Origin of the sequence: Xanthomarina gelatinilytica (genome assembly GCF_000348685.1) — a bacterium.
GTDB classification, from domain to species: Bacteria; Bacteroidota; Bacteroidia; order Flavobacteriales; family Flavobacteriaceae; genus Xanthomarina; species Xanthomarina gelatinilytica.
This window is the reverse complement of record NZ_ANLA01000008.1, coordinates 11,391-35,622: the sequence shown is the minus strand read 5'-3', so window position 1 is coordinate 35,622 and position 24,232 is coordinate 11,391. Positions and strand designations below refer to the sequence as shown.

20 protein-coding genes are annotated in these 24,232 nt (G+C 34.0%); 3 read left to right on the top strand and 17 right to left on the bottom strand.

The annotated features are described in order from the left end of the window. Nucleotides 1-4: 4 nt before the first annotated feature. From D778_RS06150 to D778_RS14670, 9 genes are all read right to left on the bottom strand, one after another. Complete coding sequence (locus D778_RS06150) at nt 5-751, bottom strand: transglutaminase-like domain-containing protein (RefSeq protein WP_040491666.1); 747 nt, start codon at nt 749-751, stop codon at nt 5-7. After that, a complete protein-coding gene (locus D778_RS06145; protein WP_007648767.1) occupies nt 744-1,397 on the bottom strand; it encodes a flagellar motor protein MotB in 654 nt (217 codons plus the stop codon). Before D778_RS06145 ends, D778_RS06150 begins: the two co-directional genes overlap by 8 nt. Before the next feature lies 1 nt (nt 1,398). After that, a complete protein-coding gene (locus D778_RS06140; RefSeq protein WP_007648765.1) occupies nt 1,399-3,003 on the bottom strand; it encodes a hypothetical protein in 1,605 nt (534 codons plus the stop codon). A 2-nt stretch (nt 3,004-3,005) separates the two neighbouring features. Then, the gene (locus tag D778_RS06135) at nt 3,006-3,776 is read right to left on the bottom strand and encodes a hypothetical protein (RefSeq protein WP_007648760.1); all 771 of its coding nucleotides are present in this window, start codon (nt 3,774-3,776) and stop codon (nt 3,006-3,008) included. 14 nt (nt 3,777-3,790) lie between these two features. Then, nucleotides 3,791-7,162 carry a cell division protein FtsA gene (locus D778_RS06130; protein WP_007648758.1) on the bottom strand — a complete coding sequence of 1,124 codons (3,372 nt, stop codon included), beginning with the start codon at nt 7,160-7,162 and terminating at the stop codon, nt 3,791-3,793. A 6-nt stretch (nt 7,163-7,168) separates the two neighbouring features. Further along, nucleotides 7,169-8,647, bottom strand: a complete 1,479-nt coding sequence (locus D778_RS06125) for a hypothetical protein (RefSeq protein ID WP_007648757.1) — start codon at nt 8,645-8,647, stop codon at nt 7,169-7,171. 3 nt (nt 8,648-8,650) lie between these two features. Then, complete coding sequence (locus D778_RS06120; protein WP_040491664.1) at nt 8,651-9,079, bottom strand: hypothetical protein; 429 nt, start codon at nt 9,077-9,079, stop codon at nt 8,651-8,653. Nucleotides 9,080-9,081: 2 nt separating this feature from the next. Beyond that, nucleotides 9,082-10,548, bottom strand: coding sequence for a hypothetical protein (locus D778_RS06115; protein ID WP_007648751.1), 1,467 nt, complete (start codon nt 10,546-10,548; stop codon nt 9,082-9,084). Between the two features lie 171 nt (nt 10,549-10,719). Then, entirely contained in the window at nt 10,720-10,875 is a 156-nt protein-coding gene (locus tag D778_RS14670; RefSeq protein WP_007648749.1) for a hypothetical protein, read from the bottom strand. Nucleotides 10,876-11,193: 318 nt separating this feature from the next. Between D778_RS14670 and D778_RS06110 the strand changes: the two genes are divergently transcribed. Continuing rightward, entirely contained in the window at nt 11,194-11,904 is a 711-nt protein-coding gene (locus D778_RS06110; protein ID WP_007648747.1) for a hypothetical protein, read from the top strand. Nucleotides 11,905-12,076: 172 nt separating this feature from the next. On the opposite strand, the gene D778_RS06105 is transcribed toward D778_RS06110, so the two are convergent. The 7 genes from D778_RS06105 to D778_RS06075 form a co-directional block, all read right to left on the bottom strand. Then, nucleotides 12,077-12,826 (bottom strand): hypothetical protein, encoded by a 750-nt coding sequence (locus tag D778_RS06105; protein ID WP_040491663.1) that lies wholly within the window; start codon nt 12,824-12,826, stop codon nt 12,077-12,079. Nucleotides 12,827-13,176: 350 nt separating this feature from the next. Further along, nucleotides 13,177-13,842: a DNA-binding response regulator gene (locus D778_RS06100; RefSeq protein ID WP_007648743.1), complete on the bottom strand. Its 666-nt coding sequence runs from the start codon at nt 13,840-13,842 to the stop codon at nt 13,177-13,179. 1 nt (nt 13,843) lies between these two features. Next, complete coding sequence (locus D778_RS06095) at nt 13,844-15,502, bottom strand: tetratricopeptide repeat-containing sensor histidine kinase (protein ID WP_007648741.1); 1,659 nt, start codon at nt 15,500-15,502, stop codon at nt 13,844-13,846. A gap of 39 nt (nt 15,503-15,541) precedes the next feature. Continuing rightward, nucleotides 15,542-15,931: a hypothetical protein gene (locus D778_RS06090; protein WP_007648730.1), complete on the bottom strand. Its 390-nt coding sequence runs from the start codon at nt 15,929-15,931 to the stop codon at nt 15,542-15,544. A 266-nt stretch (nt 15,932-16,197) separates the two neighbouring features. Then, nucleotides 16,198-16,785 carry a hypothetical protein gene (locus tag D778_RS06085; protein WP_007648727.1) on the bottom strand — a complete coding sequence of 196 codons (588 nt, stop codon included), beginning with the start codon at nt 16,783-16,785 and terminating at the stop codon, nt 16,198-16,200. A gap of 84 nt (nt 16,786-16,869) precedes the next feature. Next, nucleotides 16,870-17,412 carry a DUF6252 domain-containing protein gene (locus D778_RS06080; protein WP_155949897.1) on the bottom strand — a complete coding sequence of 181 codons (543 nt, stop codon included), beginning with the start codon at nt 17,410-17,412 and terminating at the stop codon, nt 16,870-16,872. Nucleotides 17,413-17,479: 67 nt separating this feature from the next. Continuing rightward, a complete protein-coding gene (locus tag D778_RS06075; RefSeq protein WP_007648723.1) occupies nt 17,480-19,243 on the bottom strand; it encodes an outer membrane protein assembly factor BamB family protein in 1,764 nt (587 codons plus the stop codon). A gap of 743 nt (nt 19,244-19,986) precedes the next feature. Here D778_RS06075 and D778_RS06070 point away from each other — a divergent pair. Then, the gene (locus D778_RS06070; protein ID WP_007648717.1) at nt 19,987-20,532 is read left to right on the top strand and encodes an RNA polymerase sigma factor; all 546 of its coding nucleotides are present in this window, start codon (nt 19,987-19,989) and stop codon (nt 20,530-20,532) included. Beyond that, nucleotides 20,525-21,235, top strand: coding sequence for a tetratricopeptide repeat protein (locus D778_RS06065; protein ID WP_040491660.1), 711 nt, complete (start codon nt 20,525-20,527; stop codon nt 21,233-21,235). Before D778_RS06070 ends, D778_RS06065 begins: the two co-directional genes overlap by 8 nt. Here D778_RS06065 and D778_RS06060 read toward each other — a convergent pair. Further along, nucleotides 21,227-24,208 (bottom strand): CHAT domain-containing protein, encoded by a 2,982-nt coding sequence (locus D778_RS06060; protein ID WP_040491658.1) that lies wholly within the window; start codon nt 24,206-24,208, stop codon nt 21,227-21,229. The genes D778_RS06065 and D778_RS06060 overlap by 9 nt on opposite strands. Between the last annotated feature and the right edge of the window lie 24 nt (nt 24,209-24,232).

Genomic DNA, 24,232 nt, shown 5'->3' with positions numbered 1-24,232 from the left:
TAGATTATATTTCATCAAATATGCGAATATCATGCGTAAACCTATTATGCTCTGAACCTTTAAACCAATCTAAACTTATCCATATACCACTATAATCTTTTCTATAGTCTAAACGGTTAAGTTGTGAAGGTGCCAATGTTCCATCTGGAAGCAAGAATTCAGCAAATGCATGTCCTTCCCCCTTATCAAAACCACCTACCATACGTGACTTTAAACCAATTTGCCTAGCCATAGATGCTAATAAAATTGCAAAATCGTCACAATCACCAGAATATTGACCTTGATATTTTAGAGAAAGAGTTGCCTCTGCTGATCGCCATGTATCACTTCCTGTATCTGGATCAAAAATATAATGCCAATTTGAGTATATATAATTTTGCATTGCCAAAATTTGCTCAACTTGAGATTGGGAAGTGTTTAGTTTAATGTTTAATTCCATAACCTCTTTAAGAACCAAACCTTCTACTTGAATTAAATTTCCTTTTGCAGGTGGTATTTTATTTTTTATTAGCTCCTTCTTTATTGATTTTTCTTCTTTAGGCGTAACAATATCCTCAATTTCAACAATTTCAGGAAGAACATCTTTAACCATTGTATTAGGTTCTGGAACCGTTTGATTTTTTGAGGCTTCGGCTTTTGCTTTAGCAATAATTTTAGCGCGCCCAGAATTAGAACAACCTACACAAGATTGAAGCATCAGTAAAAATATTAAACTTACATAAGTACAGATTACTTTTAATATCTTATTCATTTTCTTCAAGGTTATAATCAATCTTGGCAATTTTTGGAATAATTTGAATAGAAAAGCGCTTATTATTTTCTTCAACATCATCTCTACATAGACCATTGAATCCGCTACCACAAATTAAAACCTCAACATTTTTATCTCTAAAATTAATACCTATATCATTCCATAATGCGTAAACAGTTAAAGCTCTTTCATAACTTTTTTTATAGCCATAATTAGAATCCTCACTAAAACGTTTATCCCATGAATTAGCCATATTTCCCTCAATAACCAGTAAATAACTAAATTTAGAATTATCTTTACTTATGTTCTCTAAAAAGGAATTTACCTTATGCCCAACATTAACTATTGAAGCCTTGTATTCTGGTTTTATTTCAGTTTCATTTGATTCAAATATTTCTATGCCTATTAAATCTTTTGCAACATATTTTTCGCAATTTTCCAAATAATAAAAATCATTGTCATTTTGAAGTGGTTTAAATTGTTCTTCTATTTGAAGTATTTTTTTTAACTGTTCATTTTGAGCTTTTATTTTACCCTGTTCCACTTGTAATATTACAAACGTAATAACATAAAGAACCAACATAACAAAAAAGAGACTTGTCATTAAATCGGCATAACTTACCCAAAAGAATCCTGTTTTTTTCATTTTATCGATACTTATAGATAAAATAAATACCACCTGAAATAACAACAATGTATGCCATAATTTTTAAGCCTAAAATTAATTTTGACAATATAGATGTCTTGAGATTTTCAGGAAGATTCTCTTCAATTTCACCTTTGGAAGAAGTAGTAAATTTAATTGAATGTAATGCCGTGACAATACTTTTGTTACCACTACTTATTACATCGCTTAATTTACTCTCAAGATTAACCAACCTCTTTTCAATATCATCGAGTTTATCCAGTTTATTTAGTTTTTCAAATTTAGGCCTAGCCGTGTTAAATGCTTCTTCTGTTCTTTTTACTTGATGATCCATTGATTGTGTGAAATTCTCAATAGATTTATTAAAGGCTAAAGTCAATTTAGAATCATAGCCTGCAACTGCTTCATTAAACGATTCAAATTGTTTATTAGCTAACTCTACAAGTTCATGAATGGCTTTAGACATTTTAGAGTCTGTATTGGCCACAGCTTCGTTTACAGCATCACCATAACGAGAAAATGATTCAATATGTGAATTGAAAAAATCAGTTGCTTTATCACTTCTAGATATATTACTTTTAATATCCTCAAGGACTATATTAATATTATGGGTGTTGGTGACAAAAGACTCAAGGTTTCGAAGTAATTCTGTAGTATTTAATAGTGATTTATCTAGTTTATTATAATATTTAGCAAAATCCTGAAAAGAGCCCATCATGCCTTCCAGTTGATTAAATACATCAATATTAACAGAAGCTACCTTTTTTACATCTAAACTTTTGATTTCTGAAATTAATTTTTGTTCTCTAAAAACCGCATCTGAAGAATTTTTAACAATACCATCTAATTTAGAGATCACGCTAGATGTGTTTCGAGAGAATGCATCTAATTTAGTTGAAAGCGTATGTACTTCAGGTAATTTAGATTTATTCATTTTAGGCAAAAGCTCCGATTGCAAAAGAGATAGAAACTCATTCTTTCCTTCTTCAACTTTTGATTTAGCACTTTTAAATATCCATACAGAAAAAACAGTAGTAATTGCCAAACCTACCACAGAAGCAGTCATTGCTATTTTAACCCCATCAATAAGAGGTTTTATTGCTTTAAGTGCTAAAGTAGTATCCTCACTTTTTAAATCAAAATTAATAGCAAAAAGACCTAATATAATTCCTAGCATAGTAGCTGCAAGCCCAATATACAATGGAGCAGGAATCCGGTTATTAATCTCATCTTCAACAATCTCAATATACCTGTCTGTAATATCTTTAAGAATATGAAAGTCTATTGAGGCTCCTTTATTTTTAATGAGGTACGTATTTATTGTAGTCGAAATACTTGATACTGTTTTGTTGGAAGACGTACTTTTCAGATATGCAATTTCCGTTTTTAATTCATCATCATCGATATCTTCTTCTGATAATATTTCCGATACATTACCCTCATTATAAACGTCTACAGTAACGCTTTTTTGAGCTATAAAAGGCATTTTTGAAAAAATAGATTTATATGACATAATTTTGACATATAACCTAAATGCCAGATACAACTGAACTGCGATTAAACCAGATATTACTACAGTTTCTATAAACTTAACATCGTCGTACATACTTAAATAAACTTAATTTTGATTTTTTGTATAATCAACCAATCTTGATTCTCTAATTTCACCCTTCCAGGTTCGACAATATTTATCCCATTTGCATTGGGACTAAAAGCATTTTCATAAATACAAGCTTTTTCTAAATAATGATCAGGAGAATTTAAAGCCCTAGTGAAGTCAGCATTTTCAATTATTAATAGTTTTCCAGTGGTATTTGAAGCATCTAATATTATTTGATATAAAGAGGTTGGCATTTGTTCGTTACTAACATCTTCTATAGAAAATCTATTATTTTCAAAAGGAGAAGGTAGATAGATTGTTTGTGGTTTAGTAATTTCTAGATCAAAAGTTTTTGGTTTTTCATCTTCATATTGTTGTTCAATAGTAGGACTTGATAGGGAAGATTGCATTTTACCTTCAACTTGAGAATCCTTTTTTTCTTCATAGTTAGAAACTCTCTTATTTTCTAATGAGAATATTTTGTTTTTTAGATTTCTAATCTCATTGTTTAATTGACTGTTCTTGTTTTTTTCTTTGTTATACCAATCCTCATAATTAACTTCTGGTTTATCATACTTGTTTCCTTTTCTTCTATTCTTTTTTGACAGTAAAACAACTATATTAAAAAGCAAAGAAAGTCCTACAATTATGTAAATAATAAGATTCGTATAATTAAAAGGTTCAGAAACCTCATGAACACCCATATCTTGAACTAACAAATAAAAACTATTTGCATTTAGAATCTTAAAACTTGAAATGATTAAATAAAATACGTTCATATTAAAGCCAAGTATTAAGATTCATTAATTGCTGAAGCTAAATCATACATTAATCCTATTAATGGAAAAAAGAATAAGCTTTGTGCGACAGGCTCATCAGGTGTTGAGTCTTCCTTTAAAGATTTCACTCCTTGCATCAAATAATCTAATTGATCATAAGATTTAATTTTATTAAATATTTCAATGGACTTATTAGATACACCAAATTCACCTTTAAAGTCTAATTCTAATACTAACTCATTAAACATCTCATAAAACCTGTTGACATTTTTAGCCACATCATTTAAATAAGCGTTGTCTACATCCTTATAACAAATTGTATTTTCTATTCCTGCCGCTTTAGACTGTACTTTTGGATTTTCATAATTACCTAAATTGATTTCAATTAAATCTGTATGTTTAATCCCATTTAATTCATCATCAATATTAAATCCTCCTTTGCAAGTTACTTCTTTAGGATTCTCTTTAGTTTTGAGCGTTAATTTAGAATCGCTAGCAACATGTACTTTATTAAAAATCCTCTCAAAAAGCGTTGTAAGAGAATCTAATTTTTTACTGGAATCTACAATCTTCAATGTTTTAGATCCAGTTCCACTGAATACAATATTTCTAGGATGCGCAATACCTTTTAGTTCCATTAACTCTGCTATATGATATACGATTGAGGTATAAAACAAGAGGAATATAATTTTGAAATCATCATCATCGGATAGTTTTTTACCAAAGTCGATGTCTAAATGCTTCTCTTTAATGTTTTTGTTATCTTCTAAAGAGAATAGGAAATTTATCAAATCAGTAGATGATTGATAATCGGAATAAATTTTATCTAAAATCTTAATTTCCTCAACTAATTTATTTTGAGACAAAGTATGTTCAATCTGCGTTTTGTATTTTTGAACAAATCCGTTGGCATTAATATTACCATTAAATCCATCACCAAAAATTGAGTTGCCTGCAAATTTAAAAGAGGTTATTAATTGTGGTTTTTCATCAAAATATATCATAACATCCGTTGTACCTCCACCTATATCAATAGAAACTGAAGGTTTTGCTGCTGTACGTATATTTCCATCACTTTTGTAGTGATAAAAAGGTGCAATACTCTCTGGGAAATCAGATAAATTGTCTTCAGAAATATTAAAAATCTCATCAAAGGATTCCTGCCAAATTCTTCTAAATCTTTTTAAATGATTTGTCGTCATACTAACTGGATAAAACCAAATGACTTTAGTTTGACTTAAATCGCCATTGTTCTTTAAAACTTTATTTTTACAAAGCATTAATAACTCTTCGATATAATGCTTGACTTGCTTTTCATTATTGGCCTCATTTGACCATTTTAAATTTGTAAACGTTTTTAGGTATGGTCTAATACCTTTTTTCTCGTATTCAAATCCAATATTTGCATCTGCAAATGTAAAAGTTGCCAACTCGTAATTAACATTACTATTCTGAATTAAACAAGATCTAAATGGAGATTTAACCATTTCATTTTCACCAATGTTTTTCGGTATTATTTCTTGCATTAAATACGATTCCCCATCTTCTATATCTCTTATAGCTTCTGTTCTACGAGGTGCATTCGCTGGCATTAAAAACGCAATCTGTTCATCTATTTCTGAAATATTAAAAGCTTTAGCACTTCCTTGTCCTTCAATAGCATATTCTATGTGCGTATTGGTTGTGCCAAAATCAATTGCAAACTTATAGGCATCGCCCCCTGAAACTGTATATTCCTCCCAAAGAGGTATTAGATAATTAACACTATTACCTAAAGTAACAGCCATAGTATCAAAACCTTCATTAATTATTGTTTGGGAAGTTACATAAGGCTTATTAGACCTTTCTTTAACTTTTCTAGGTGTAATAACATTAACATCGGAATCCTTGAATAACTGAACAGAAAGTTTGCTAGAACTATCGGGATAGATATCAGCTAAACCAACTGTATAATTAATTTTAGTTTGCTCACTTTTATTAAAGGGATAAAGTGCCATAGCAAATGATTTCTCAATAATTCGTCCTTTATCTTGCCTATTTTCACCGGAGATATTCGATTTTAAGTTATAGATTTTTGTGTATGAAATAAAACCTTTTTTAATAGGAATGTTTAACTCTACTTGTACACTACTTCCTGCAAGCTCCTTTATTTTAATTAGATTTCCATTTAATAAGTCTTTTGTAGAAAAATAATTAAAAAAGAGTGGTTGTAGTGGAATTAAATATTGCTCATCACCAATGGTTAAGAATTTATCACTATCTATTTTGTAAGGTAACTTAATGATTGATTCTGTCAAAAAATCATTCATTGTTAAATAAGGATATTTATCACCTTGGTCTGGTAATTGCCGTTGATTTAGTGGAATATTAACTTCGCAAGGTACTTTTGTTTTACTATCCCATTTATCTTCAGTATAAATGTATGGCAGATTTAAAATTTCTACTGGCAAAACTAATGGTTTATTACCTTCAATAACTTTAGAAGCCTTAATAACAAAATCACTCTTACTTTCGATTATTGATGAATCCTTTTCAAATTGCTTTAAGAAAAGACCATTTATCACTTCAATTGGTTGGCCTGCATTGTTATTATACAAAACACCATTAAGCGATTTTAAATAAACCTCTGGATCAAAAGTCATAAGTTCCTGATGCAGATTCAAGTCTGTCTCATAAATCTTATCAATAGTTTTTATAATGTAGCTATTAAATTCAGGGAATAACTGATTGAAATTATTTGATTTAGATAATGCAACAAGATATTTAATGTAATGAGCATCTCTTTTGTATAATGGCAATAGCATGTCGTCTAACATCGTATCCTGTCCAAATTTTATGTCTGTTTCTTGAGCATTAGGCGCAGCAAAAAATAAAGTTCTTGGAGAGGTGCCACCTATAATCTTATGCTTGTATAATAAAATATAAATGTTCTCGAATTCACTAAAATTATATTGTTTCCTGTCTTGTTGTAAAAAGAGTTTCAACGTATTTCCCAAATGTTTTTGACTTGGGTTGCCATTCAATAAATTATTAAGGCTACGTTCCTTATTCCATTCGATCAGCTGTAAATCATTCTGATGCTTGTCAAAATTAAAAAGCAGTTGACCAATATCTAATGCATCCGAAACTAATTTATGATTATCTGTTGCTACTGCTCTACCGTTTCTTGTAATTCCATCTAAATTACCAGAAGATCCAATTGCAGCAAAAGCAGTTCTTACTAAATCAATTCTAGCGAAAGGACTGGGTATGGAAGTGGGTAATTTTTTGCCATCACCACCATCAGTAACTATATTGTCTATTAATGTTGCATTTATTTGATCGGAAGCAAACCAATCTGGATTTTGTGCTCCATCGTTATGTATACGAAAAACCTTTTTAGCCATTCTAAATTAATTTAAAATATTAGTTACATGTTCAGTTAAAACATCATCAAAAACTTTTAAAAACCTTGAAGCTTCTGTTTCATCATCATAAGTTTGTTCTCTGATGATTTTATCAGCACTGGTTATTATTTTATTAGCTGTAGATTTATTTTTAATTCCAAAAGGCCCCCCTCTCGACACTTCTTTTCCTTTAATAAAATCTAAAAGCGTATCATGCTCTTGATTATCATGATAAGGTGCAAATGACACATCGTTATTGTCCATTTCGTTCATCCACTCATTGAAATATTCCATGAATTTTTTGAAGTAAACCGTATAAAAATCTTGATTGTAGAATTGTTTACTAACACCATTTTCCCCTTTGTTGAACCCTCCTCTGCTCTTAAATAATACATCTTGAGATTTTTCGAAGAACTTATACAACAATACCATTTTAGATAATGGTAAGCTTATTTGATTTTTAGACCATTGCCCTAGATGTTCTAGTTTCAACTTATTACCTTCATGTGCCTCAATCCCGAACTCTTTGATAGTGGTATTTTGCCCATTACCGAAACTTTGAAAATCTTTTGTGAAATCTATTATAGATAATGCCCCTGCTAATTCTAAAAAGTGTGCGTTATTTTTTTGCTCACTTTTCCCTTCAGCATATGGCATATTATTATTTGAATAATCACCTAAATAATAAAACGCATCTAAAGATTCTTCCTTGTCAAAAATAGCATGCTGATAATAACTTAAAGCTGCTTTAGATTTACTGTAAAAGGTAGAAGAATCTATTGCCTGACCTTCCTTATCTGTAGTTGAAACTTTGAAATAAGGCAAATAGGTTATTGCTCCAATTGTAGAAGTACTAATTTCGCTAGAATTGACTATAGCAGGATTATTTACCCTTAAATTTTTCAACAACAATGGAAAACCAGAAGCTCCTGTTCCTCCAAAAATTGAGCTTATAATAAAGATAGCGTCTCCTGGGTTAAAAGAATTGGTAAACTCTTTATACTCGGCAGATTCTGCAAAACGATTTAAAACTACACTCCCTATATTCGGGTTTCCTTTAAAGCCAACAGTCATGTCGGCTTCCAAATTTTCAGGGCTAAATAAAAGATCTACGAGGGCTTTATTTTCTTTATCTAACCCATTATAATCAATATAGTCACCAAATTTTTGCCCCGTATTTGTCATACCAAATTTAAAATGATCTGATACATTAGGTAAGTTTTCATCTACCAACTGTTTTAAAGTTAAAATCTTGGTTCCAAACATCTGATTATTTTCTCCAACCGCATTATAAATGTTTTGATATTTTGTTAAAATATCTGCGGTTCTATTTAAATCGCCATTAGCGGCATCGGGATCTATTATTAATGGCACTACGGTATCAAAGCCATTTTGGAGTTTAACCCCAGAAGCTAACAACATGGTTAGCGATTTTAAAACTCTGGAACCAGTTCCTCCAATTCCAAATACATATAATTTTGCCATAATTTAAAAAGGATTATGTTTGTTACCTACACTTATATATTTAATTGGAATTGATAACAACCCTGCTAAAGCAACTCCATATACAAAGGAAATTATAGCCATTTGTAATATAAAATATTGAGGATTCGGTTCTCCTCCATATCCTGTATAATTGCCCAGATATTGTAATAGTTCAATATTATTAAATAATAAAGCATAACAAATAGCGAACATGAATATACCCACAAATAGAAGTGTTATTATCCATTTAAAACGTGGTTTTTTTACTGGGTCCCAAAGTTTATAAAATACAAGAAGGAGGATTATCGAAACAATAATTAGGCTCCAGCCCAATTTTTGAAAATCGAAAGCATTAAACACACCATCTTGTAAATCTTTATATAACTCGTAATTAAACCAGGGGTCATACAAACTAGCAATAAAATCATTCATAGTTAAGGCTTTATTTTTAAATTGATATCGAGGTATTGACTATTATTATTAACTTTTTGATAGGCTTTAGAAATGCCAATCATTAATTGGTCGAAGGCGAAGGTGTGTGAAACATCATCAATAATATCACAATCATCATTTACACCAGTATTTTCAATCCATGCAGGTAGATTATTTTGTAATTGTATATTTAAATTACCATATAAGTTTTTATCTGCCTTAACGGTTATGACATGGGTGAAATTGGTTTTATTTTTATCATTAATATGCTGAACTTCTTTGAAAGTTTTTGAGGACTTGTCCATGTCAGCAACATTTGATACTGAAGTAACGGTATACCCCAATTGGTCATCAACCCAATAGTTTTCTATATCTTCTTTATATGTATTTGGTAAGTTTATTGAAGAATAATCGATTGCAACACCGAATTGTAAATAATTTTCATTTTTAGGTGTTCCACCGAAGCCGGATTTTTCAAACTTTTCAACATCTTCGATTTCCTCAATTATATCAGACCCTCTTTTTGATGCTTTGAATGTTCCATGCTTTTCGTCGCCTGTTGTTAAAATGGTGTAATTAGCTTTCAAGTTTTTTGTTAAGAAGAATCTAGCTTGTTCTTCAAATCCAGGCAATTCATCGATGACTGTAATCTCATTGAGTGCTTTATCAATACTTTGAGAGTTCCCAAAAAGCATCACATAATATGGTCTATCCTGTTGATTAATTGTTATACCTCCTTTTTTCTTATTTGGGCAACTAGCTTCCTGATAATATTGTCCATTAAACTCTGATGATAACTTTAAAACTACTGTTTCAATTCCATTTTTGGTTAATGCATTTTTAAAAGCAGTTTCGATATCTATTGAAACAATATCAACATCACCATCTTTAACCGAATAAATACCATCGGTAACAACAATACTCAAGTTATTTTCTTTTGCATTTTCAATAGCATTTGAAAAAATAAACAGATGATCGGAATTACCGACATCACCTTCTTTTATATTACTATTGTCAATTTTATTAAGAACATCGTCTTGAGGGTATTCTTTGGTATTAACAAAAAAAGGATTTACTGTGTAAGCACCTAAATTACCATAAATACGATGCATTACTTTTTTGAAGTTTTTACCGCTTAAATACCCATTCATACTTAACGAATTCTCAAAATAGAAATTTACATTCATTTCTGGATTAGCGTTTGGCTCTTTTAAACTATGGAATTTCTCAAGTAAAAGTGCAATCGCATTTTCATCATTGGAAGACAATCTAAAATTATTTTTTCTTTTAATAAACATATTAAGAGAGTCTTCTTTGTTCTCCCAATTAATTTTAGATTCAGATGCTTTTTGAAATTCTAACTCTTCAATGAATACTGCAAAATCTTCTATATAATTAATTTTAGAATTATCATTTGAGCAACTGTAAAGTGTTAAAACAAATAGCACAAAGAGGTATGGTTTTCTCATGTTCTTAAAGATAATTATAGATTTTACTTATTTAATTAAGTAAATAATAAACCAAACTTAACCTCATTAATTTTCAATTCTTTACGGGATTCCGTAAAACACAAAAAAAAGAGGAATATGTAATACCATATGTCCTCTTTTCCAATCAAAGATCAGTGCACCTTCCCCTATCTAGCCTCCTGGTGGTGGAGGCGGTGGTGGTGGCAAATCCCCTTCATTGCCACAGCAGGTGGCAGATTGTGTGCTATCTGCTACTTCTTCCGGTGTACAGGACACCATGCTTATATAAAAACAGCTTACCAAAAGGATCAGTATTATTTTTTTCATCACATTGCTTTTTAAAAATTAGACATTCGTGTGGCTGTCCAATACAAATTGGATCCAGTTATAGCTAGTGCTACTCACACATGTTAATTGGAGACGTCTCTCTATTTCGGGAAGTGAGAACTAAAAGAAGGGTTATAGTGGCTCTTCCCTAGCAACCACTAGAAACCCATCTTTTCAATTCTTTAAAGCAAATGAATCAGATCTTTTCATCTAATACAGGAAATCATCCGGAAATGCCTTGGAAAATGGTTGGAAAACTTTTTCCAACTGCATACACAAATATTTATGTAACTTTAATGGCTAACAAATCCCTTCCAAATGCATAAAACTTTAATTGTAAAAGCATTCGAAAAAGCTAAAAACGAGTTAATCTTAAAAGGAGAATTAAATCCGTCAACGGTCAAAATAGCTGAGGAAATATCCGATGCCATTGATAAGCTCATAGGCTTCTCACTAGGCGAAAGAAGATACAGGGATTACCATAAGCTAGCTCTGGAACTTGAAAAAGACCAAGAAAGGGATATCAACATTACCCAAGTGAAAATCGTTTCCGGGCTATGCAACTATTTAGGATATAGCACCTATTCCGACTTTAAAAAAAAGATCGATAACAAAGACAAAAACAGCAATAGTTCACTTATAAAAAGAACCATAAGTACTTATAAATATTACTTGCTTATACTGGCAATAATAAGTTTAGCATTTTATGGTTATCACGCCGTAAACCAACAAAAATGGATGGTATGGCAAAAGGATAGGTATGTGGAAACCGACTTTAATTCAAATTCTTTAAATCAAGGGTTATTGAAATTATATAATGCAGACCGTATAGAGCATTTCAAAAAAATAGACCCCAACTGTGATACTGTTTTTTTTAAGAATGATGGCACAGAAATGCTTTGGTATGGAAAAAACAAATCAGGAGAATTAGAGTTTTTTACCTCAGTGGGCCTACACCCAGAAACGGGCAAAACATTAAAAAAAATTACAAAATATATCATTAAAAAATACATTTGCGAAAGTTACTAATGCCTTCTCAGTACTTTTTCATTTGATTATTGGCTCTTAAACCCAAACATACCAGATTGCCCCCCTAAAAAAAAACCTCCCCCTTGAGCGGGTTAAGGGGGTATTTCATTTGAAATATCCAAAAAAAAATTCCCCCTTTGAGGGGGGTTAGGGGGGTGTTAAGGGGTGTTCACTAAACCAAAACATCCAAAACCCTAATCCCTAAAGGCTGCTTAAAGGCATACACCTCTGTTTCAATAATCTCGTAATAACGCAAACCTAAAACCACAAATCCCACATGTTCTGGAACAGCTACCTGGTCTGGAGTTAAACTAAAGGAAGTAACCCCTCCACCTAGTTCCAAAAAGTGAACAGGCGAAACACTTAAAGAGCTTTCTAAACTTTCAAAATCAAAATCCAACACGCCCAAAGTCACACCTATATGCGTGGCTGTTTTTGGTACCTTATATAGATCTGGATTAAAATCACTAACATCCAACTGCTGCGTCGACCAATAAAAAGTAGCCTGGTCACAAAAACCAACCACCAGATCTTGTTCCGGAACAAAGGGATACCGTTTTATGAGCTGCCTTCCTTTAGCTGTTTGTATCCCATAACGCATATGTCTCTTACCTCGCTCAGATACCTGGTCTAAAGCTTTAATATGCATAAACAAACTCATTAGATCCGAATTGAAGGCCCTACTCTTAATCCCATGGAAAAAGGGCATCAAAGCCAAACGAAACTGTTTCTTCACCCGACTGCAATTACCAAATTCACTCGCGTTTTCCCGTACGCGTACCATTTTTGGACTCGTACGGATTGTGTAGCCATCAAAACCACCACCAGCAGTTCTAACCAAAGCACCCACCTCTTTGTCTTCGTAAAAATTAGCGTCTCCAAGGGTGCCAATAATCTTAATAATACCTTTTTGTCGTGCCATAATAAACAATAATTAATATGAATAAATAATACCTAAAAAAGTCTCCCTAAAGTAATGAATATTAGCCAAATAAACAATAGCTATAGCGTATATATAGCGTATGTATAGCGTATATACCTTATCCCTAATCCGTATCAACCCAATAACAACCCAATGGAAACCACAGCCTAAGCACCATTCCAATAAAGGGGACCTCAAAACGCTTGAAAGCATAAACAAAAAAAGCGCACCCAAACTGGATACGCTTTTTCATTTTCCCACACTAATTAATATGAATTAATAGCTTACAACAAAACTAAAGAGCATAAATCTAATATCCTTACGGCTTTCCGTAAAAATGAAAAAAAAGTTTATATCAAGCCCAAATCTTTAACAATGGCCACCAAATGTATGGCATTATTGGCCTTAAACTGAATGCGCAGTTTGTTGAGACGCTTTTCTATGGTACTTAAACTGTTTGGACTAACACCATCGTTTTTCAATTGCTGACTGATCTGGTCTTGCGACAAACCCAACGACAAATGCTTCAACACAAGGATGTCGAAATCATCTATTTCCAAATCGGTTTTCTTGCTTAAAGCAGGAGCTACCTGTGGCGATACATAAAGTTCCTGTTCGTACACAGCCTGTATGGCTTCCTTAAGCTCTATAAGCCCTCTCCGACCTTTACACACATAGGCATTCACCCCATTTTGGGTAAGCAGCTTGCGCACGCGTTGAATACGGTCTTCTATGGAATAAACAATAATGGGCAATTCTGGATACTCGGCATGTAAAGCCTCAATAAGTGACTCACCCGAAGGGTAATTTTGATCGCGATGATCCTTCTTAAAAGACAAATCGGTAATCAACAAATCAAAAGGGTCCTGGTCCTGGAAGGCACGTTTTATTCGTAAAAACGCATCATCACAATATTGTACAGTTTCTACCTGCCCTATCTTTAATGTATCTAAAACAGTAAGCATGCCCAGATTGATGCTCACCAAATCGTCTGCTAGTATAACCTTTTTAAACATATTAGATAATGATAACAGCTTGAAAGCCTTGGTTTATTTCTGAGCTAAAAGTAATGGAACCTTTTATGCTTTTTATACGGTTTTCCGTATTTTGAAGTCCATTCTGCTTTTTTAGGCTACAACCTTGACCATTATCCTTGTAGCTAACCGTTAATGTTTTGGATTGTTGAGCAAAACTGATGACCACTACCGAGGCCTGACTGTGCTTTTTCATATTGATCAACAACTCCTGTATCACCCGGTACAAAGCTATCTTTTTTTGACTGCTAAGCAAAGACCAATCTATCTTGGAAAGATCCTTGGTAAGGATGTTTACCCTATCGCTTTTATAATTGCTTATCAAATCCAACAAGGTCTCTTTAAAATGTTCATGGACTTGAATGTCCTGATGCTCCCTAGAAATATCTCGGGTTTTATGGTACACCCGCTCCAAATCGTCTAAAATACCTTCATGCACCTCAGGGGTTTGTTGGATTTTGGTCATCACATGGTACACCCCATTGGCCACCTCATCATGGACTTTTTTCGAAATACGCAATTCGGTATGATAAACTTCCAATTGCTTTTGCTTTTTAAAACGTTGCCGTTGAAACACTGCAACCGTCACTCCCAAACTAAGCACAAACAAAGACAAAAACCCATAAAGGTACTTATAGCTCTTTTCCTGCTCCAGCTCCAGCAAGCGTTTGTTGGCCAAAGCTTCTTGCGCTGCCAAAGCATATTTCTTGGAAGCGTACTTGCCCTCTACCAACATAGTCGCAGTTCGCATACTGTCCATAAGCTGTTTGTAAAACCGAACTTCTGGGTCTTCTTTTAATTGTATCAACACCCCCAAGGCAGTCACTAAATGACTGGGATTATTGGAAGCCCTGGCCAATTGATAGGCTTTTTGGGCTTGTAACTTGGCCCGTTCAATCTTGCCTTGAGAGATATAATACTCCGAAAGATCCAAATAACTGCCCAAAATATCTGTTGGGTTCCCCAAAGCCTCACGTAACTTGAATGCCTGTTCCAAATCCAACAGGGCTGTACTGTCTTGCAACTTTCCTTTTACCAACCCCAAATTGTTTAGGGTTCTGGCAATGATAACGCTATCCTGATAGACCAAACTTTCCTGATATAAGGAGCTAAACGCCTCTAAGGCCACATCAAGACTGTCTGCCTGTAATTGGGCAAAGGCTATGTTGTTGCGCAAAACCATATCCTGTAACTTACTGTCTGCCAAAGCCAAAGCCTTTTTATAATAGGCTATGGCATTGGCATGATCTTGCATCTCACTATAAACCCGTCCCAAATGATTGTAGATACCTGCTTTGGACTCCCTACGCTCACTACTGGCTGGTAGCTGTTCCAAAAGACCTAAGGCTTCAATGGCTGAGCTCTCACTGTCATAAAGGATACCCAACTTTTTTTGAATAATGGCCAATTGCCTCAAACTATAAACGGCCTCTAAAGTATCTGCCCGTTTCAAGCTCCTGTCTTTTTGGTTTCGGTAAAACACAAAGGCTTGCAGCAAATCCGATTTTGAATTGGGCTTTATTACCTTGTTGTAATAATAATGGGTACTGTCAATGGGTTCTTGCTGAAGCTTGCCTGCCTGGACCAACAAACTGACCATAAAAAAAAGAATGAAACTTAAAACCGGTTTTAAAATATCCATACCTAAACTGAATACAATAACTGAGAATACAACTAAAGCTTAAAATGGCATCAAACCAAAAGAACTACTGGACTGTTCCGAACATCGGAAGACATCCACAATGGCATCATTTAAAAACTCGACATACACCCCATAGGTCAACCCGGAATGGTTGCCCGTAAAAACAAATACAGGTTTGCCACATAAGCAGCCTGTGCAGATATTGGTGGAAAGCTTTAAATGGGTGTCCCCTTTGCTTTGCATAAATTTAAAAATGCGTTGCTGCCTGTAAATAAAGGCGGTTTTTGGCATTTCCTCGTAATATCTGTCGTCCAAGACCGTGTTGAGTTTATGGTAATCCATCTGTTGAAAGGCATCCAGAATGTGACTGAGTTGGGATTGTAGCGTTTCCGTTTTTGCAACGGTTTGTATAAGGTCTGCAGGTTCCATGATATTTTAATTTTTATAAAAATAAAAAATATAAACATGTACCTCTTTTGAAACACTTAAAATTATCCACAAATTTTAATTTTAAAATGCGCATGGGTTTTATGACCCATAAAAAAAGGCCTTGACACACATGGCAAGACCTTTTAAAGTGAACCAAAAATAAAAAATGCTATTAATTAAGTTTGGTTGCATCAAAAAATGATTTGACTTCGGATAATGAAAAAGTTGGCACTAAAGCAAATCCTAAATTTGAAATTGAAATTACATTATGGTACAATACCCAAAAAGGAACGCACCTCGCTATAGTCCTTGATATTGATATCGCTCCACTGTTCCTTGTTTAATGCCTGACGGGCTTCTATTACACTGGCTGGAATCAACACATATCTAAATGTTAAATTTGGTATATTTTCAAACTGTGACACATCAGGGCCGTTAATCTGGATGGTTAATCCTAACACTGATTGTAAATTGGAAAACCCACTTAAAAAAGTTAAATTTCCAAATGTAGTTGGAGTTGGCAAAATAATATACTCTGTTTCATCAGCACCTTCATACAACTTAACATATACTAAGGCAACACCTCCGGTTTCAACAAAATCTTCTAAATCTACTTCAGGGATGTCTTCATTGGTTAATATCATCGCTCCCCAAGTTGGTGGATTGGCACCACTCATATCGTCATATTGTATTTGGAACCAATCTGAAGTTATCACATTGGCATTCCCATCTTGACCATCTTCTCCATCCGTACCGTCTACCCCATCTTCAACAGAGCAAGCAGATATTAAGAAAAGCAATGTGAACGCCATAAATCTGTTTAAAAAGAAATTCAGTTTTGTTTCCAATGTCATAATAAATGTTTTTAATGTTTATGTATCTATTTTTGTACTAAGCCTTGTGTATCAAAATCTTGTTAGCTACGGGTTAAAGACCATTTAGTCTATGGCTGCTGAAAATTTACCATTGGTCACCTGGATGCTTTCTCCAGTTTGATTGTTGGTAGCAGTAAATTCAAACGTTCCTTTCAGTTCATTATTGGTATTGCTTATGATGGTTAAACTACCAGACACAGCATCGGTTCCTGAACCAAATTCAGTATCGTTCTGGGTATCGGTATATACTACCCAAAACCCATCAATACCCGAAACATCTACCACTGTACCTATAGGATAGGTTCCCGGTGCAGGATTCCCCACTGGATCTTCCTCAAAATCTTTATAAAGTGTAATCCCAAAGGTTTGGTCGGCAGCTGAGGTGCCATCGTTACTGGAAACCATATATGAACTTTCGCCCACTATAAGTACATAACAGTACCCTGATTTGGACCCTTCAACTGCCCCTGATATATCAAAAGACATTTCATTTAAAGGGATGGGAATATCCTCCATACCTGTATTGTCATTGGAATCATCATCATTGGAGCACGCCATAAATGATAAGAAAAGTGTTAATAAAGTAATACGCATTACATGTTTCATAAGTTTTTTGATTTTTAATGATTAATAGTTATTATTAAATGTTTCTTGTTTAAAAGTGTTCAAAAATTTAACCTTGCTGTTTAATGGATAACTGCTTGTTGGAAGTACTAAAATTGGCAATTGTATTTCCTGAAGGACTTAAAAAAACATGCTCGGTTTTAGGCAATATGTTGGTTTCCAAAACATCACCATTTTTGGAATGCATTCGAGTAAATGTTTTGTTTTCCAGAACCCAAACCTCTTCTTTAGTCGCGATAACATCCAATAGGCTCTTTGTAGCCACACTGGCTAAATGGTTGCCCTCAAAATCTATAATGGCAAGCCCTTTCGTTCCAAAAAGCAAAATCCCATTGGCATAAAATTCACTGTACTTTACCCTTCCAATACCCAAGTCCTTGGTTCGTGTATAAGACAGTTCTTTCCCGGTTTTGGCGTCATGGATAAAAATTCCCTGAGACACGATATCCACAATACGACCATTGCTTACCATAAAGGGATTAAACAATTTAGTGATATCGGCACTGTTTGAGGCTTTTTTGGTTTCAAAAACCACGTCCCCCGTTTTAGCATCCAGAGCAGTAATCATGGTGCGGTTTAAATTACCAGAAGCTTTAACATAAAAAAGCCCATCTACCATTTCATCCTGCACCACGGTCCATTGATTCCCAAGAATTCCATACTCCTCCTTTTCTACCTTGTCTTTGTGGATGTCAATGATTAAATATCCCTTTTTCATACCTGTCCCCAATTGACCCTCTTCATTAAATGTCGTAAAGTAACATAACTTACCATCACTATTGAAGTGAAGTTTGCGAGGTATGAGCCTGTTGTATTTGTTTGAACCTTGCGCTTCTTCGCTCCCGTGAACAGCCCGATCTATTGCCATAATATTGCCTAAAACCTTGGTAGTTGTTTTAGCAGCCTGCGTACGTGTTTTTATATCTCCCTGAATTTCCTCTCCTGTTTCAACATCAATAAAGGTCAGTTCTAAATAAGGAAGCACCAAGGTATTCCCAATCACTGACGCAAATCCTGGTTGAAAGGTTCCTGAATATTCTACACGCCACAACAATTTACCAGTGCCTGCATCCAGTGCCAACACTTCTTGTTTTGATGCAAGTTGATCAATGGCGCCTTCTGAATTGGGAACCTGTATCGCCAGCATACGTTTGGTTTTGGTATCATACAAAAGCTCTCCAATGCCTCCTGAAACAGCTTTTTGTATCCAATGTAACTTCCCCGTTTTAACATCTACCAATTGAAGTCCATTCTTCCCGTTAATGGTTATGGCTTGACGTTCCGGGAGATAGTTAATTAGCCTATCAATAAATTTATCCTTTGTATAAAATTTATTGGAGTTGGATTTTACGTTTAATCCAGGTTCAAAAAGGTTCCCTTCTTGAACTCCATGAGCCGTTAATATAGTTTCGGTAACGGAAATGGCCATATGCAATTGATCCGTTTCCCAAAGCGACTTACCATCTATTAGACTATAGGCCTTGACCAAAGTGCTATTGTGCTGGTAATCAAAAGTCATAAATACCTGCTCATTCTCAAACATAATATAACCACTTCCAGTAGACACAGCCAAGTCTTTTATATAGCGTCCCAATGTAAAGGCATGCTCCCCTTCCAATATCTTGGTTGCAGATTTAACATCCCAAACTTGATATTGCCTATCATGCTCTAAAACCATATAATGGTCGTTTGGTGAAAAGTCAATATAATCTGGTGTAAAATCGAGAGGGATCTGCCCCAACTCTTTTAACCCTTGTGCTTTTAACTGAAAGCCAAGCGCTAGAATTAATAACAATGTAGTGATTCGTTTCATGTGGTTGTTTATACTTTATATTTTTAAAATTATTCTATCTTTTTTGAGCAATCTAATAAAATTCAATTCTCCATAACAGGACTGTATTACAGTATTACTGTGTTCTTAGCATCTTGATACTCATGGACGTTTATGGTCTCTACCAAATAAAAAAGCACAGCAAGCAATATCGAAACCTAACCACCCCTGGACTTGTCACAAACTGTAGCTTACTTCAATAAACTGTTAACAAGTAAAAAGTTTCATTTGATTTGTGGAACAGTCATGCTAACTTCCTAATGCTGGAACATGTTAGATAGGTCTTCATGTGGACTATAAGCCTTTAAAAATAATGGGCTTTTATAATCCAGATATTTCCATAGAAAAAATTGGTCTAAGACCTGTCATGACAAAATTTCCCGGTATAGACAATTTGGTAAGTGCTCAGGCCCAAAATTAGTCCTTTGTAAATCCATAGGGAAATAACCTATTCCTTGGGGAGCGAAATTGAACATGGGTGGCCAAAAAAAAAAAAAAATGAAAGGTAAGTTTCATAAGCAGTCTGTATGTATTCATTGGTATTGTTTATTTATTTTAAACGTTTGTCTATTTATACCTTTCAAATTTAAAAGTAAACATCACTTTTTAAATTTGTTTTAAAATGCTTGTTTCTTAAAGATTTAAAACAAGGAATAGAATAGGAAAAGACTATTAAAAAAAAGATTAACTTTGTTGGAGTTTACTTTACCCCAAAAAATGTATTAATGGTTAAAGACCAGGATTTAATTGAGAGCCTTAAAGATAATGACCTAAAGGTGTTGGATGAGGTTTATCTAAAGTATAAAGATGATTTTATTTTATTTGCGCGAACTTTTTCAATACCAAAAAACGATATTGAAGACATCTATCAGGAAACCATCATCAGTTTGTATGAAAATATTCAAAACAACAAATTGAGCAAATTAACAAGTTCTTTAAAAACCTATTTATTTGCCATAGGAAAATTTAAAATATTGAAACAGTTAAACAAACCTAGGTTCCCTTATTCTCAAGACAACGTCATCCTTGTCTCAGAAGAGATGCAAGTGTTTGAAGCAGAGGTTAATGAAGAACGACAAAAGACCTTAAAAAAATCATGGGCTCAATTAGGTGACAAATGCCAGCAGATATTGGAACTGTATTATTATAAAGGCAAGACTTTGGATGAGATACAAAAGGATTTGAACTACAGTTCCAAAGATGTGTTGAAAAGCCAAAAGTCCAGATGTTTAAAACAATTAAAAGAACTTGCGAAGAAAACTCATGAATAAGGAAGCATTAATAGAGAAATATTTTAGCCATCAACTTTCAGATGCTGAGTTTAATCAATTGAAAAAGTGGATTGAAGAAGATGAACTGTTTAAAAACGAATTTTACCAGCAATTGGAAATTCAAAAAACCATCTCAGAAGCTAATCATTCCCAAATTAAAGAAAGATTAAAAAAGCTGAGCAATAAACCAAAAAATAAAAATAAATGGTATTTGTACGCTGCTTCCGTCACCATTTTAATGATCCTGGGACTCCTTTTCTACAAGCCTCAGCAGGAGTTACAGGAAATCTATGCCGAAAATTTTGAAGCTTACCCCAATGTTATAAACATAACGACCCGTAGTGGATCAGACAATGAAAACAAAGCTGCCCAAGCCTTTCAGTATTATGAAAAGGAACTTTATCATGAAGCTGTATTGGCATTCGATCAAGCCTATAAAAACCAACCCGAAGATTATTTGCTTTTTTACAAAGGGGTAAGCCTGTTGGCTCAGCATAAAACCAATGAAGGTATTAAAGTGTTACATAGTTACGATTGGGAAAAAAACCAAAGTGAATTTACAGCAGTTGCTAATTGGTATTTAGGTCTGGCATATATAAAACAAGAACAACTGTCCTTAGCCAAGTTATACCTACAAAAAGTCATGGCTTCGGAAAACCATTTACAGATCCAAGCCCAAAACCTGTTAAAGGAATTAGATTGATACTTTCCTTCCTTTAAAATATTTAAAAAAGTAGACGGCCCCTACAACAATTAACAATAGCAATAAAACATAGGCCATTGATTTGCTTGCTTGTAAAACAGGCTCCGAATCACCGTTTATTACAAAACCTGCCCAATAATAGGGATGCGCTTTTAAGGGATTGTTTTTAATAAAATCCCTCTTGGCATTTGCTAATGCCTCGGTTTTATTGGCTCCTGTTTCTAGATATCTATAAAAGGAAACCATAATTTCAGAAGTCTCTTTATCTGGAACTTCCCATAAACTATATACACTGGCCCGAACCCCTGAATATGTTAATGCATTCGAGAGGTTCAATAGGCCCTCTCCTTCTGTTAATTGCCCAACACCCGTATTACATGCACTCAAAACTACCAAGTCTGCAGGAAAATACAAACCATAAAAAGACGAAACATCAAACAAAACATTCCCATTAAATACAAGACCTGATTTGGTATGATCGTTAGTGTTCAAAACACCATGCATGGCCAAATGGTAAATGTTATAGGCCGCTGTTTGATTCATAAAGTTCTTTATGGTCGCTGCTTCGTTTAAATACATGTCTCCCTTAATGATACTTGCTATTTTCATAGCCTCCTTGCGGGCCCCTTCCAAATCTTCAAACCGATTGCCTCTTAATGTATCGTTGTTTTCTCCCTTTAAGCCATATTGTGGGGCAAATGCAGCAAGCAACTTTTTAGCTTCTTTAGATGAATGCGGAGTGCTCTTTAGAAAATACCATAAAGACAAAGAATTGGCGTACTGAATATTGTGCCTGTCTATTAATAAGCCACTTCTGGTTTGAAGGGCCTCAAATGGCAAAAAATGCAATATATCATGAGGCAAGATGGTTAAGGTCCTGTAAGGTTTCAATTTGTGCTGAAACGGCTCTATCAATTGTGTATAAAGCTCTCGGGATTGGGGTAAAGAGTTTGTTTTAGGGTCAGACAGCGTAGCATAAAATGAATGTAGATTTTCTTTAAGCACCTCTGTGTCAACCAAATCAAATAACTCTATGCCTTGTTGCGATAAAGTTATGACATAAACCCGTTTGTTACCTACAAAATACTTCACAAGCAATTCTTCTCTCCCAAGATAATGTTGAATTTTCTGAAGGCTAATATCCTCTTTATAGAAAGATTCATACATAGGAGCTTTTTCTGCAATCACGGCATCTAATTTTGTGATGGCCTCTTGGAGTTCCTTTTGTACATTAGTAAGGCTGTCGTTGCCTTCTTTACTGTTTTTAAGTTCAAATTTCAACATATTTCTTTGGGCCAATAAAGACTTATCCATGGCAAGAAATTGAACATGTTTTCTTTCAAATTCATTTCGTAAAACTTGAGAGTTGTTTTGTTCTATTCGGGTCAATACCTGTTCCGATAATGGCCTTTGTAATATGGTGTACATTTGGTAAATTCCCTCATTAATGGATGTATTTAAGCTATTTAAGTTGGCGTTGTACTCCCCATTTTGATAGTACAGACCAAAAATTTCTGCTGCCATTTCATATAAATACTTGGCATAGTGCGCATGGTTTTCTTCCTGGGTTAAGTGATACATGTCCAAATAGAAATTTGCAGCATCCTTCATGGCTATTATAAAAAAGGAACTGTGTTGTTGTTCAAAGGTCTCGACCGTAATGTCTCTAGGTGTATTTACTTTTTTTTCTGCAAGCACAGAAAGTGCCTCCTTCATGGTTCTATTTGCCTCGGTAACCTCATTTTGCTTCAATTGCAAGCTTGCTTTTTGTATCAAAATATTAACAACATTTATCAAACCAATGGGACTTTGTTCGTTTAATTCCAAAGAGGCATCCAAATAGCCTATTGCTGTTGGGTAATCTTTAGCGTAAGTAGCCAATTTAGTATATTGGGTAAAGGTCAACATACAATAATATGGTTGCTTAAAATCTTGACACATGCTTAAAGCTTTAGAGAATGTTAAGGACGCTTTTTGTTCTTGACCTTCCAAAATATAACAATCAGCCAAATCTATTAATGCGGCAAGGTAATGATGGCTGTATGATTCCTTTTGGGGCAATTTTAAAAAGTACTCAGTAAATGTTTCTAAATCTTCCTCTGCTTTTGAAAGGTTTTTGGAAAAGGTATGGTATAATACTTGCAACCTCAGTATATTTACTTTATCTCTTGGTTCAACTGCGGAATTGGCTATAGCATGTATGGCTTGAAACAAATCTTTGGCTTTACCTGCATCACCATATTCCATATATAGCTTCAACATATTTCCATAAAGCGTAATCAAATAACTTGGTTTGATGCTAGGGGCTTTTTCCCAATATATTCTTGCCAGCTCAAAGCTTTTTAATCGTTCCGTAAAAAAACCTATTTGTTTGTAAACGGTTGCTAAATTGTTGTAGGCCAATCCAAGGTCAAAATACTTGTTTTCCTTTAGGGCTTCATACAGAGAAATGGCTTGTTGATACAATTTAATTGCTTCGCTGTAGTTCTTTAATCTATCATTGATGTAACCTAAATCATAAATATAATCGGCTTGGGTTTGTGTATCCACTGAAGCATCTATGAATCTCAAGCCTTCTGTTCCCGTTTCCAGAGCCTTATCCCAATGACCCGAGTAAGCCAAGGAATGGTACATGCCACTGTAAACTTCAATTCTAAAAACCCTAGTCTCAGAAACATCATGCTTATTAAGCATGTCTAGGATACTTGAATACTTTTGAATAGCCTCTGTATAGTTGCCCTCTTCCTGTAATAATTTGGCCTCACAGTATTGCAACTTACTGCTATAAATAAAATAATTGGAATTATGTTTTGGGGTTTGACTTACAATCTCTACCCAATGACTTTTTGAAAGTTCATAGGATTTTTGTTTCAACAAACTGTCGGCCTGTTGTATCATTTGTGACATGTCCTCCTGAAATGCCAACGCATTACCCATGAACAACCATAATAGAATTAGTAGTTTTATTTTCATTAATAACAAAAAGTAGGTTTTAAT